The following is an 11,461-nucleotide window of genomic DNA, read 5'->3' as shown; positions in this document are numbered from 1 at the left end:
GCCGACCGGTCACCTCCCGACGTCAGCGAGGTGCTCGTGTCGGTGGCGTCGGTGTGGTGGGTCAGGTCCTCTCCTGCGGTCGAGGTGGACGCGAGCGGAGATGCTCCGTCACCAACCAGGCCAGACCAGGGCTCCTGGGAGCACGCACCGTCCCGAAAACCCTCTGTTGAGAGTGCTCTTGGCTCCGCAGTGGATCTCGCGCCAGTGCGGGGTCGGGGTGCCGGGTGGCTGCTGCGGGCCGCCTGATGGGCGGTGACAAGATCACCCGAATGGCAGACCGCGACCCACCGTCCCCGGCTGAGGGGGAGGGTGGGTCGCGACCTGTGAACCGCGCGGAGAGACGGTGCGCGGGGCTGGTGGGGGAGCGTCAGCTGCGTCCGTACCGGCGGTTGAAGCGTTCGACGCGTCCGGCGGTGTCCATGATCTTCTGCTTGCCCGTGTAGAACGGGTGCGAGGCGCTGGAGACGTCGACGTTGATCACCGGATAGGTGTTGCCGTCCTCCCACTCGATCGTGTCCTGGCTCGTGGCCGTCGAACGCGTGAGGAAGGCGACGTCGGCCGTCGGGTCCCGGAAGACCACGCGGTGGTAGTCCGGGTGGATGCCGGGCCTCACTTCTCGCCCTTGCTCATGGCGTCGGCGGTGGGGTCGGCGATGACGCGCTCGAGGGCGCGCCGCTCCTCCGCGTGGCGAGCGACGACCTCTCGACGCTGCTGGTCGTGGGCGATCTTGGACCCCGTGGCCATCAGCGCTCCTCCTTGAACTCGATGTGCTGGCGCACGACCGGGTCGTACTTGCGGATCACGAGGCGGTCGGGGTCGTTCCGGCGGTTCTTGCGGGTGATGTACGTGTAGCCCGTGCCCGCCGTGGAGCGGAGCTTGATCTTGGGTCGCACGTCGGTGGACCTGGCCATGCGGTGGCCTCCTGATTCCGTCTAGTAAGAACGATTACCATAACGGATAGTGCTCGCGCTCTGTTCCCGCGCCGAGGGGGCGCAGATGTCGCTTGCTGCGGCCAGCTGTCCATCGGCCCGGTCGGCGGCTGGGGCGACGGGGCGGCTTCGAGCCGTGGCTCGGCGAGGAGGGATCCTCCGACGTGGACTCCGCGCCGGCCGTATGACGCCGGCCCGCCGGGAGGGTTTGCCGCGGCACACGGCCCGTGCGAGCCTGGACGAAGGCCCCACGAGCGGGCCCCGGACGAGGGAGCCGTACCCGGTCACGCGACAAGACGGCCACGAGGAGTGACCATGTCCTGGGTCGTGCTGGTGCTGTCAGGGGTGCTGGAGGCGGTGTGGGCGACGGCCCTCAGCCGCAGCGAGGGGTTCAGCCGGCTCGGGCCGAGCGCGGTGTTCGTGGTGGCGTGCGCCCTGAGCATGGCGGGCCTGGCCTACGCCCTGCGCGAGCTGCCGGTCGGCACCGCCTACGCCGTGTGGGTGGGGATCGGGGCGGTGGCCACCGTCGCGTGGGCGATGGGGACCGGCGCCGAGTCGATCTCGCTGGTCAAGGTGCTCCTGCTGATGGGCATCGTCGGCTGCGTCGCCGGCCTCAAGCTGCTGCACTGAGCCGCCTCGAGCTCGGTCAGTGCCTGACGCAGGTCCCAAAGACCTCTAGCGTGTGCGACACGTCGCGGAAGCCGTTCTCCGCCGCGACGCTGTCCGCCCACGACTCCACGGCCGGTCCCTCGATCTCCACGGTGCGGCCGCACTCGCGGCACACCAGGTGGTGGTGGTGCTCGTCGCTCGCGCACAGCCGGTAGCGCGCCTCGCCGTCGTCGACCCGCAGCATGTCGACCCGCCCGTCCTCGGCCATGGCGTTGAGCGTGCGGTAGACGGTGGCCAGCCCGACCGTGTTGCCCTGCGCCCGCAGCCTGGAGTGCAGGGCCTGAGCCGAGATGAAGTCGTCGGTCTCGCGCAGGACCTGCTCGACGGCGCGGCGCTGCTTGGTCGCTCGGCGCTCGGTCTCCGGCATCGTGGATCAGCTCCTGCTGGTCGGTCGCCCGACGGCGGCGTCGTCCTGACCCGTTGGGTCCGCGGGATCGACATGCTCGTGGTGCTCGTGTTGCTCGTGGTGCTCGTGGTGTTCGTCGTAGTGGTCCCCGTGGGGGGCGTGCAGGTGCCCATCATGAAGGTAGTCGACGTGATCTCCGTGCTCGACCTGCTGGTGGCCGCACGCGGGCTCGTGCTCGTGGACGTGCATCTCGGCGTAGCGGTGGTGCCGTGCCCCGACCGCGTGCGCGACCGCCGCCACGAGGCTCAGGGCGACGAACACCGCGAGCACGAGGAGCACGATGGTGCCCCCCGAGGGGGTGTCGAGCTCGTAGGACAGGGCGACGCCGCCGCTGGCGCACAGGATCCCGATGACCACGGCGACGAGCCGCATCGACCGGAAGGACCGCGACACCTGCTGGGCGGCGGCGTTGGGCAGGATCATGAGCGCGCTGATGAGCAGCAGCCCGACGACGCGCATGGAGACCACGACGGTGACGGCGGTCATGACGGCGAGCACGATGTTGAGCCCGAGGACCGGCAGCCCCGCCGCGCGAGACCATTCCTCGTCGTTGGCGACGGCGAACAGCCGCGGTCTCAGCACCCACGTGGTGACCATGACCACCACCGCGAGCACGGCAAAGACGACCAGGTCCTCACGGCTGGTCGTCGTGATCGCCCCGAACAGGTAGGACGTGAGGTTGGCGCCCGTCCCCGTCGCGCGCGACATCAGGACGACGCCCAGCGCGATCCCGCCGTAGAACATGACGGCGAGCGCCACGTCCCCGCTGGCCTTGCCGAACCTCTGGATCAGCTCGATCGCGACCGCGCAGACCACGGCGGCGACGAGGGCCGTCAGCACCGGCTGGTTGCCGGTGAGCAGGCCGATCGAGACGCCGGCGAGGGCCACGTGCCCCATGCCGTCGCCGATCAGCGACAGCCGCCGCTGGACGAGGAAGGTCCCGACCATCGGCGCGGCGGCGCCCACGAGCAGCGCTGCGAGCAGGGCCCGCTGCATGAACTCATAGCTCCACAGCTCAGCCATCCTGACCCCTCCTGGTGGCTCGGGCCGGTCCGCCCGCCCCGATGGCCGGGGCGGCCTCACGCCGTATGCCGGACGCGCCGACGCCGGCCCGGTCGACCCAGGGCGCGGGGGGCCGGCCATCACCGGGAGCGTGGTCCTCGTCCTCGTGATGGTGGTGGTGCGGATCACCCAGGGCGAGGACGTCGGCCCTGCGGGCCTGCTCGAACTCCGCGACAGACCCGTCGAAGGTGATGCGGCCGGCCGACATGTGCACGATGCGGTCCAGGACCGGGGTCAGCGCCTCGACCTCGTGGGTGACGATCAGCAGGCCGACGCCGCGGTCGCGCAGGCGCTGCAGCACCGTGGTGAGCAGCCGCTGGTTGGCGACGTCGACACCCGCGGTGGGCTCGTCCATCACCAGGGCGTCGGGCTCACCGGCCAGGGCGCGGGCGATGAGCACGCGCCGTTGCTGGCCGCCTGACAGCGTCGAGACGTCCTGGCGGGTCTGGTCCGTCAGACCGACGACGTCGAGGGCCTGGTCCATGATCTGGCGGTCGCGCGCACCCAACCGGGCCAGCAGCCCCTGGTGCGGCAGGCGCCCGGTGGCGACGATCTCGCGCACCGTCGCGGACACCGAGCTGGACAGGGTGTGGCGCTGGGGGACATAGCCGATGCGGGATCGCCGGTGGAAGCGGGCGAGCGGGGTGCCGAACAGCTCGACCTCGCCGCCCAGGTGGTCGTTGAGCCCGAGCAGGCCCTTGACCAGCGTGGACTTGCCGCAGCCGTTGGGTCCGAGCAGGGCCAGCGCCTCGCCGGGCCGCACGGTGAGGTCGGCGCCCGAGACGACGGCGCGGTCGGCGTACCCGAAGGACGCCGACCGGAGCCGGATGACGGGGGCGCCGGTGTCGTCGGCGCGAGGGGTGGTCACGGACAGCTCTGCCCCTTCTTGAGAGCGGCGAGGTTGGCCTGCATGACGCCAACGTAGTCCTTGGCCGCGGACGCATCCGTGATGCCCTCGATCGGGTCCAGGACGGCGGTCTGCGCGCCGGTCTCCTTGGCGACGGTCTGCGCGATGGCGGGGCTGACCAGCGTCTCGGCATAGATCGTGGTGACCCGGTGGGCCTTGGCGTAGGTCGCGATCTGGGCGAGCTTGGCGGGCTCGGGCTCCTCCTCGGGAGACAGGCCCGAGATGGCGACCTGCCGCAACCGGTAGCGGTCGGCGAGGTAGCCGAACGCGGCATGGCTGGTCACGATCGTCCTGTTGGTGCAGCCCTTGAGGCCCGCGGCGAGCTCCTGGTCGAGCGCCGTCAGCCGGCCGGTGAAGGCCTTGAGGTTGGCGTCGTAGTCGGCCGCGTGAGCCGGGTCGACCTGCCCCAGGCGGTCGGCGATGGCCTGCGAGACCTTGGCGTAGCGCAGCGGGTCCAGCCAGAAGTGCGGGTCCTTGGCGCCCTCCCCGTGGCTGTGCCCGGCGTGCTCCTCGGCGGACTCGCCGGCGTGGTCGTGCCCGTCCGCGCCGATCGTCTCGCCGTGCATCAGCGAGAGGTCGGCGGCCGTGGCCACGTCGAGGGCCTTGTCGGGGGCGGTGTCGGCGACGGCGGTGTCGACGGCCGACTGCAGACCCTTCTCGTAGATGGCGAGGTCGGCCCGGGAGAGCGTGGCCACGTCCTTGGGCGTGAGCTCCAGGTCGTGCGGCTCGGTGCCCGGCTTGGTCAGGTTGCTGACCTGGACGTGTCGGCCCCCGATCTGCTCGGCGGCGTGCTGCAGGGGATAGAAGCTGGCGACGACGGTGATCGTGCCGTCCTGGGCCGCGGCGCTGCCGTGGCTGCTCGCGCTGCCGTCGCCCGGTCCGCAGGCGGAGAGGGCGACCAGGCCGAGAGCCGCGGGGGCGGCGAGGAGGCGTCGATCCATGGTCACCAGCCTGAGGTCTAATGGAAATCATTGTCAAATTCCGGCGGCCGTGGGGCGACGGGCAGGACTCGGCGGCGCGTGGCGAGCTGGGGACTCAGCTCGGGTCGTCTGCCAGAACCGGCCGTATGCCGGGGACCGGCGTCACGCGGCGCGTACCCCCTGGTCCTCGACGGGGGGCTCAGCCAGGCTGGGGATGCGGCGCAACCACAGGGCGAGGCCGAGCGCCATGAGCAGCAGGGCACCGGTGAATCCCACCACCAGCGGCCAGCCGCCGCGGCTCCACGCCGTGCCGACGACCGTGCCGCAGACGGACGACCCGAGGTAGTACGCGAACATGTAGAGCGAGGTGGCCTGCGCGGTGCCGCGGCCGACATACGTGGCGCGGGCGGCGACCCAGCCCGAGGCCACCCCGTGGGCGGCGAAGAAGCCGGCTGTCAGCACCGCGAGCCCGCCGACGACGACCCACAGCGGTCGGCCGAGCGTGATCAGCAACCCGGCGAGGACGATCGCGAGCGCCGCGGGGACGACCGCCCGGACCCCGTGCCGGTCCGCGAGGCGCCCGGCCCGCTCGGAGCTGACCGACCCCAGCGCATAGACGACGAAGACCAGCCCGGCCACGGCGAGGCTCAGGTGGTAGGGGGCGGCGGCGAGCCGGAACCCCATGGCGTTGAACACCGACACGAAGGCCCCCATCGCGCAGAACGCGATGCCGTAGAGCGCGAGCAGCGCGGGGTCGGTGAGCATGCGGCGGTTCATGGCGACGAGCTCACGCGGCGACAGGCGCGCGGGGGCGAACCGCCGCGACCCCGGCAGCACGGCCCGCACCGCCAGCGCGCAGAGCAGCCCGAGGGCCCCGATCGAGCCGATCGCCCAGTGCCAGCCGAGCAGGTCGGCGACACCTCCGGTGACCAGCCGGCCCAGCATGCCGCCGAGGGCCGTCCCGCCGATGTAGAGCCCGGTGGCGCGCGCCGTCGCCGAGGGATGCACCTCCTCGCGCAGGTAGGCCACGGCCACCGCCGGCAGCCCCGCCACGGCGAGGCCGAGCAGGCTCCGCAGGACCAGCAGGAGCGTCCACGAGGGGGAGAGCGCCGTGAGGAGGGTGACCACGGAGGACGCGGACAGCGACAGGTGCATGACCCTCGTGCGTCCGAGCACCTCCGAGGACGGGCCGACCACGAGCAGCGCCATGCCCAGCGCCAGCGTCGTCGTCGAGACCGACAGCGCGGACTCGGCCGGCGTGAGCGCGAAGGCGCGCGCCAGCTCGGGCAGTAGCGGCTGGGTGGTGTAGATCATCGCGAAGGTCGCGAGCCCGGCGAGGAACAGCGCCCACGAGATGCGGCGGTACTCCGGGGTCCCCGGCCGGTGGCCCTCGGGCGGTGGAGACGGCGGCGGGGCGGCATACGGCTGGGGCACACGACCACCGTATGCCGGACCGGCCCCTCGGACGCGTCCACCCCGACGACCTCGGCGCAGGCACCCCCCAAGACGCCGAGTGGTCACCTCCCGACGTCGGGAGGTGACCACTCGGCGATGGTGGGGGCGGGTCAGTGCTGGATCGCGCCCGCGGTGCCGTGGCCGGACAGGGACCGGACCTCCATCTCGGCGTACTTCTCGGCGTTGGGCTTCTCCTTGTCGGTGATCGAGCCCAGCCACCCGAGCAGGAAGCCCAGCGGGATGGAGACGATGCCGGGGTTGTCCAGGGGGAACCAGTGGAAGTCGATCGCGGGGTTGGTGATCATCGACAGGCTCTTGCCGGTCGCGTCGACCTTGCCGGACACCACGGGGCTGAACAGGATGAGCAGCATCGCCGACCCGAGCCCGCCGTAGATCGACCAGAGCGCTCCTCGGGTCGTGAACCTCGACCAGAACAACGAGTAGAGGATCGTCGGCAGGTTGGCGCTCGCGGCGACCGCGAACGCCAGGGCGACGAGGAAGGCGATGTTCTGCCCGTTCGCGAGGATGCCGCCGACGATCGCGACGACACCACCGGCGATGGCGGCGCGGCGGGCGACCTTGACCTCCTGCTCCTGGGTGGCCTTCCCCTCCTTGATCACCATGTTGTAGATGTCGTGCGCGAACGTCGCCGAGGTGGTGATGGTGAGGCCGGCCACCACGGCGAGGATGGTGGCGAAGGCGATCGCGGAGATGATCCCGAGGAAGACCGAGCCGCCGAGGTGGAAGGCCAGCAGCGGCGCCGCGGAGTTCTCCTTGCCGGGAGCGGCCAGGATGGCGCCGGGGCCGACCAGGCCGGCCGCGCCGAAGCCGATGACCAAGGTGAACAGGTAGAACAGGCCGATCAGCCAGATCGCCCACTCGACCGACTTGCGGGCCTCCTTGGACGTGGGGACCGTGTAGAAGCGCATGAGCACGTGCGGCAGGCCGGCGGTGCCGAGCACCAGGGCCATCGACAGCGAGATGAAGTCGATCTTGGTCATGGTGGTCTTGCCGTACTTCAGGCCGGGGTTGAGGAGCTTCTCGCCGACCTTGGGCGACCTGTCGACGGCGCTCTGCATCACCTGCGACAGGTTGAAGCCGAACTTGCCGAGCACCCAGACGGTGATGAGCCCGGCGCCGGCGATGAGCAGGCAGGCCTTGATGATCTGCACCCAGGTGGTGCCCTTCATCCCGCCGATGAGGACGTAGGTGATCATCAGGATGCCGACGATGGCGATGACGATCGCCTGCCCGGCCCACGACTTGACGCCGAGCAGCAGCGACACGAGGCCACCGGCGCCGGCCATCTGGGCGAGGAGGTAGAAGAAGGACACGGCGAGGGTCGACGTGGCGGCGGCCATGCGCACCGGACGCTGGCGCAGCCGGAAGGACAGCACGTCCGCCATCGTGAACCGGCCCGTGTTGCGCAGCAGCTCCGCGACCAGGAGCAACGCCACCAGCCAGGCGACGAGGAAGCCGATGGAGTACAGGAAGCCGTCGTAGCCGGCGACGGCGATGGCGCCGGCGATGCCGAGGAAGCTCGCGGCGGACAGGTAGTCGCCCGCGATGGCGATGCCGTTCTGCCGCCCGGAGAAGGCTGCGCCGCCGGTGTAGTACTCGCCGGCGGTCTTCTTCCTGCCCACCGAGACCCGGATGACGACGGCCAGGGTGACGATGACGAAGATCGCGAAGATGGCGATGTTGAGCAGCGGAGAGCCGACCTGGCTGCTGGCGGCGGCGGGGACCATGCCCGCGGGGATCGTGGTGGTCATCAGTCGTCCAGGCCCTTCTCCTCGACCATCTGGTGGACCCGCTCGGCCCGGGGGTCGAACACCCGGTCGGCCCAGCGGACGTAGACGATGGTGATCGCGAAGGTGGTGATGAACTGCAGGAAGCCGAAGATCAGGCCGATGTTGATGTTGCCCATCACCTTCGTGCTCATGAATGCCGGGAAGAACGCGGCGCAGATGACGTAGAGGAAGTACCAGGCGAGGAACGCGCCGGTCATGGGGAAGACGAAGGACCGCAGCCGCGAGCGCAGCTCCTGGAACTCGGGCGACCTCTGCACGTCGCCATAGGCGGCGCTGTAGTCGCGGGTGGGCTTGGTGGCGCTCACGCGGTGCCTCCTGCGGGAGTGGGGGATCGGCACGTCGTCGTGCCGACCGTCATTGTGTGTCTGGCCACCGGCCGTGGACGAGAGGCACGCGATCACGACGGGCCGAGCGGTCGGTGAGGCTCGGCAAGCGGTCCGGACCAGGTCGTCCGCCGAGACGCCCGACCCGACGGCGGCGACCCGTCACCGGGCGGCGGACCGGCGCGCGGACCGGTCGAGGCGCACGTCCTCGGGGGTGTGCAGCCGCACCATGGTGCGGGAGGTGCCGCGCGGGACGCTGCCCGGCGTCAGCAGGGACACGACCACGGCGACCAGGAAGGCCGCGGGGGCGGTCCACGCGGCGGGGGCCGCGGTCAGGGCGCCGGCCCAGCCGTCGCCGCCTCGCCCGGTGAGGCTGATCAGCGAGGCGCTGACGGTGAGGGCGGCGCCGACGCCGATGGAAGCGAGGGTGCCGGCGCGTGACAGACGCGGCCACCACACGCCGAGCACCAGCAGCGGCGCGAAGGTCGACGCCGTCACGGCGAAGACCATGCCGACGAGCGTGTTGACGCCCACGTGCGGGATGAGGTGGGCCACTGCGAGGGGGACGAGCACGGCGACCGCGACGGACACGCGGAAGCTGTGCAGCCGGTCGACATCACCGCCGGTCACCCGCAGCAGGGCCGGTCCGACGATGTCCTGGTCGACCACGCCGGCCACGGCGACGACGAGACCGCTCGCGGTCGACAGGAACGCGACGAACGCTCCGGCCGCGATCAGGGTCGTCAGGGTGTCGCCCGTCCCCCCGGGCAGGGCGCTCGACGGCAGTCGCAGCATGACGGTGTCGGTGGAGGCGCCCGCGGGCAGCGAGGGGACGTAGACGCGGCCGAGGATGCCGTAGAGCGGCAGCGCGAGGTAGAACGCGGCGATCAGGCCGATCACCGTGACGGTCGTGCGCCTGGCCGCACGCCCGTCACGGATCGTGTAGTAGCGCACGACGACGTGGGGCAGGGCCATCGTCCCGAGCGCCTGGCCCAGCAGGGTCGACCAGACGGTGTAGAGGGGGTGGGCTCCTCCGGCATACCCGCGAAGCGGCTCGGACCAGGTCTCGAGCCGCTCCGGGGGCAGGTCCGGCCCGGGGGCGCCCGAGCGGACCCACACGACGAGCAGCACGAGGGCCGGCAGCCACAGCGCCGCCAGCTTGAGCCAGTAGTGCCAGGACTGGACGAGCGTGATGGTGCGCATGCCGCCCGCGCTCACGACGGTGAGCACCACGGTGCCGACGAGCACCCCACCGAGCCAGGGGGGTGCGCCGGTGAGGAAGCGCAGCGTGAGGTCCGCCGCCTGCAGCTGCACGAGGAGATAGACCCAGCCGATGACGACCACGAGCAGGGACACGACCCGGCGCACGCGTCGACTCTCGAGGCGGTCCTCGGCGAAGTCCGGCAGCGTGTAGGCCCCCGACCGGCGCAGCGGGGCCGCGATGAGGACGAGCAGCATGAGGTAGCCGACCGTGTAGCCCACCGGCAGCCACAGGCGGTCCGCGCCGTCGGCCCACAGGAGCCCGGCCACGCCGAGGAAGCTGGCGGCCGAGAGGTACTCGCCGGTGATGGCGGCGGCGTTGCGCCGCGGCGAGATCGCCCGCGAGGCGACGTAGAAGTCGCTCGTGGTGCGGCTCGAGCGGGCGCCGAGCAGCCCGAGGCCGAGCGTCAGCAGGCAGACCGTCGCCACGGCGACGATGCCGTATGCCGGCTGCAGGGTCGCCGTCACGACGCGTCGCCGGTGGACCCGCCGCCGGTGGACCCGCCGCCGGTGGACTCGCTGACGGGCGGTGCGGCGTCGTCCCGGGCGACGGCGCGGGCGAAGTCGCGCTCCACGCGCTCGACCGCCCGGGAGTACGCCCGGCCGAGGACCCACAGGGCGGGGTAGATGACGACACCGACCAGGAGCCAGGCCACCGTGACGCCGGACCGCAGCCGCAGGTCGGCGGCCCCGGGCACGGCCGCGAAGGTCAGGGGAAGCCCCACGAGCAGCGTGACGACGGAGGCCAGGGCGGCCGCGACCAGTCGACGCAGCCCGCGCAGATAGGTGCGCATGTAGACCTGCCCGAGGCCGGTGTCCTCGTCGATCTCCCGCGTGCTGGGTCGGGCATCAGCTGTGCGTCGGGCGGCGTTGCGCCGGGGCGAGGTGATCCGGACGCGCGGCGGTGTCGGGCTGGTCACGCCGTCGGGCTCTCCCGGCGCCGGGCCTCGCCCGGCCGGCCGAGCCGGTCCCGCAGGGCGCGGGTGTGACGCCGCGAGACCTGCAGCTCCACGGGGCCGAGCAGGACCGAGCAGTGGCCCTTGTCGGTGCGCACCTGGGTGACGTGGCCCAGGGACACCAGCGTGCTGCGGTGGATGCGGGCGAACCCGGCCGAGGCCCAGCGCTCCTCGAGGGTGGACAGCGGGATGCGCACGAGGTGGTTGCTGTCGCGGGTGTGCAGGCGCGTGTAGTCGCCCTGCGCCTGGGCGTAGAGGACGGAGGACCGCTTGACGAAGGTCGTGACGCCGGCGAGCTCGACCGGGATGACCTCGTCGTCGTCCTGACGCTGCGTCGGGGCGGGTGGCGGCGCGGGCGCGGGCCGCGCAGCCACGACCCGGCGGACGGCCTCGGCCAGGCGCTCCTCGCGGACGGGCTTGAGGACGTAGTCGATCGCGTCGACCTCGAAGGCGTCGACGGCGTGCTGGTCGTGGGCGGTCACGAAGACGAAGGACGGCGGCTCGGGCTGGGCGGCGGCCGCCCGCGCCACCTCGAGACCGTCCTGCCCCGGCATGCTGATGTCGCAGAACACGACGTCCACGGCGTGCTGGGCGAGGATCGTGAGGGCCTCGGCGCCGCTGCCCGCGAGGTGGATCCGCCCGAGCCGGGGGTCCTCCCCCAGCAGGTAGGCGAACTCGTCCCGCGCCGGTGGCTCGTCGTCGACGACGAGCGCGGCGAGGCGAGGTCGGGTCACGTCTGCGTGCTGCTCGGCCATGGTGCCCC

Annotated in this window: 14 protein-coding genes and 1 riboswitch; of the genes, 1 reads left to right on the top strand and 13 read right to left on the bottom strand. The window is 72.0% G+C overall.

Translation table 11 applies throughout. The features are described 5' to 3' along the window. Nucleotides 1-367: 367 nt before the first annotated feature. The 3 genes from ACF3NS_RS01800 to rpmG are packed head-to-tail and all read right to left on the bottom strand — an operon-like array spanning nt 368 to nt 911. The gene (locus ACF3NS_RS01800; RefSeq protein ID WP_392467453.1) at nt 368-613 is read right to left on the bottom strand and encodes a type B 50S ribosomal protein L31; all 246 of its coding nucleotides are present in this window, start codon (nt 611-613) and stop codon (nt 368-370) included. Then, nucleotides 610-744: a hypothetical protein gene (locus ACF3NS_RS01795; RefSeq protein WP_283809755.1), complete on the bottom strand. Its 135-nt coding sequence runs from the start codon at nt 742-744 to the stop codon at nt 610-612. Before ACF3NS_RS01795 ends, ACF3NS_RS01800 begins: the two co-directional genes overlap by 4 nt. Continuing rightward, entirely contained in the window at nt 744-911 is a 168-nt protein-coding gene (gene rpmG / locus ACF3NS_RS01790) for a 50S ribosomal protein L33 (RefSeq protein WP_154592727.1), read from the bottom strand. Before rpmG ends, ACF3NS_RS01795 begins: the two co-directional genes overlap by 1 nt. Nucleotides 912-1,170: 259 nt before the next feature. Then, nucleotides 1,171-1,233: riboswitch (guanidine-III (ykkC-III) riboswitch) on the top strand. Between the two features lie 11 nt (nt 1,234-1,244). On the opposite strand from rpmG, the gene ACF3NS_RS01785 reads away from it, so the two are divergent. Then, nucleotides 1,245-1,559, top strand: coding sequence for a multidrug efflux SMR transporter (locus ACF3NS_RS01785; protein WP_154592726.1), 315 nt, complete (start codon nt 1,245-1,247; stop codon nt 1,557-1,559). Nucleotides 1,560-1,575: 16 nt separating this feature from the next. Here ACF3NS_RS01785 and ACF3NS_RS01780 read toward each other — a convergent pair whose 3' ends face one another. The 10 genes from ACF3NS_RS01780 to ACF3NS_RS01735 form a co-directional block, all read right to left on the bottom strand. Then, the gene (locus ACF3NS_RS01780; RefSeq protein WP_288797735.1) at nt 1,576-1,965 is read right to left on the bottom strand and encodes a transcriptional repressor; all 390 of its coding nucleotides are present in this window, start codon (nt 1,963-1,965) and stop codon (nt 1,576-1,578) included. Nucleotides 1,966-1,971: 6 nt separating this feature from the next. Continuing rightward, complete coding sequence (locus tag ACF3NS_RS01775; RefSeq protein ID WP_392467452.1) at nt 1,972-3,027, bottom strand: metal ABC transporter permease; 1,056 nt, start codon at nt 3,025-3,027, stop codon at nt 1,972-1,974. Next, nucleotides 3,020-3,934, bottom strand: a complete 915-nt coding sequence (locus ACF3NS_RS01770) for a metal ABC transporter ATP-binding protein (RefSeq protein ID WP_392467450.1) — start codon at nt 3,932-3,934, stop codon at nt 3,020-3,022. The genes ACF3NS_RS01775 and ACF3NS_RS01770 overlap by 8 nt, the downstream gene beginning before the upstream one ends. Next, entirely contained in the window at nt 3,931-4,914 is a 984-nt protein-coding gene (locus tag ACF3NS_RS01765) for a metal ABC transporter substrate-binding protein (RefSeq protein ID WP_392467448.1), read from the bottom strand. Before ACF3NS_RS01765 ends, ACF3NS_RS01770 begins: the two co-directional genes overlap by 4 nt. A 141-nt stretch (nt 4,915-5,055) precedes the next feature. Continuing rightward, the gene (locus ACF3NS_RS01760; RefSeq protein ID WP_288797730.1) at nt 5,056-6,327 is read right to left on the bottom strand and encodes an MFS transporter; all 1,272 of its coding nucleotides are present in this window, start codon (nt 6,325-6,327) and stop codon (nt 5,056-5,058) included. 131 nt (nt 6,328-6,458) lie between these two features. Continuing rightward, nucleotides 6,459-8,120, bottom strand: a complete 1,662-nt coding sequence (locus ACF3NS_RS01755; RefSeq protein WP_392467446.1) for a cation acetate symporter — start codon at nt 8,118-8,120, stop codon at nt 6,459-6,461. Continuing rightward, nucleotides 8,120-8,464: a DUF485 domain-containing protein gene (locus ACF3NS_RS01750; RefSeq protein ID WP_288797729.1), complete on the bottom strand. Its 345-nt coding sequence runs from the start codon at nt 8,462-8,464 to the stop codon at nt 8,120-8,122. The genes ACF3NS_RS01755 and ACF3NS_RS01750 overlap by 1 nt, the downstream gene beginning before the upstream one ends. A gap of 180 nt (nt 8,465-8,644) precedes the next feature. Next, nucleotides 8,645-10,210 carry a cation acetate symporter gene (locus ACF3NS_RS01745; RefSeq protein WP_288797728.1) on the bottom strand — a complete coding sequence of 522 codons (1,566 nt, stop codon included), beginning with the start codon at nt 10,208-10,210 and terminating at the stop codon, nt 8,645-8,647. Then, a complete protein-coding gene (locus ACF3NS_RS01740) occupies nt 10,207-10,662 on the bottom strand; it encodes a hypothetical protein (protein ID WP_392467445.1) in 456 nt (151 codons plus the stop codon). Before ACF3NS_RS01740 ends, ACF3NS_RS01745 begins: the two co-directional genes overlap by 4 nt. Beyond that, complete coding sequence (locus ACF3NS_RS01735; protein ID WP_392467444.1) at nt 10,659-11,453, bottom strand: LytR/AlgR family response regulator transcription factor; 795 nt, start codon at nt 11,451-11,453, stop codon at nt 10,659-10,661. The genes ACF3NS_RS01740 and ACF3NS_RS01735 overlap by 4 nt, the downstream gene beginning before the upstream one ends. Nucleotides 11,454-11,461: the final 8 nt, after the last annotated feature.

This window comes from Arsenicicoccus cauae (assembly GCF_043162025.1).
Lineage (GTDB): Bacteria > Actinomycetota > Actinomycetes > Actinomycetales > Dermatophilaceae > Arsenicicoccus > Arsenicicoccus cauae.
The sequence above is the reverse complement of the archived record's forward strand: the minus strand, read 5'-3'. Positions and strand labels throughout refer to the sequence as shown.

Coding starts and splice junctions, on each gene's coding strand:
- rpmG (WP_154592727.1), bottom strand. CDS start 911: ATGGCCAGGTCCACCGACGTGCGACCCAAGATCAAGCTCCGCTCCACG.
- ACF3NS_RS01765 (WP_392467448.1), bottom strand. CDS start 4,914: ATGGATCGACGCCTCCTCGCCGCCCCCGCGGCTCTCGGCCTGGTCGCC.
- ACF3NS_RS01735 (WP_392467444.1), bottom strand. CDS start 11,453: ATGGCCGAGCAGCACGCAGACGTGACCCGACCTCGCCTCGCCGCGCTC.
- ACF3NS_RS01795 (WP_283809755.1), bottom strand. CDS start 744: ATGGCCACGGGGTCCAAGATCGCCCACGACCAGCAGCGTCGAGAGGTC.
- ACF3NS_RS01785 (WP_154592726.1), top strand. CDS start 1,245: ATGTCCTGGGTCGTGCTGGTGCTGTCAGGGGTGCTGGAGGCGGTGTGG.
- ACF3NS_RS01775 (WP_392467452.1), bottom strand. CDS start 3,027: ATGGCTGAGCTGTGGAGCTATGAGTTCATGCAGCGGGCCCTGCTCGCA.
- ACF3NS_RS01755 (WP_392467446.1), bottom strand. CDS start 8,120: ATGACCACCACGATCCCCGCGGGCATGGTCCCCGCCGCCGCCAGCAGC.
- ACF3NS_RS01780 (WP_288797735.1), bottom strand. CDS start 1,965: ATGCCGGAGACCGAGCGCCGAGCGACCAAGCAGCGCCGCGCCGTCGAG.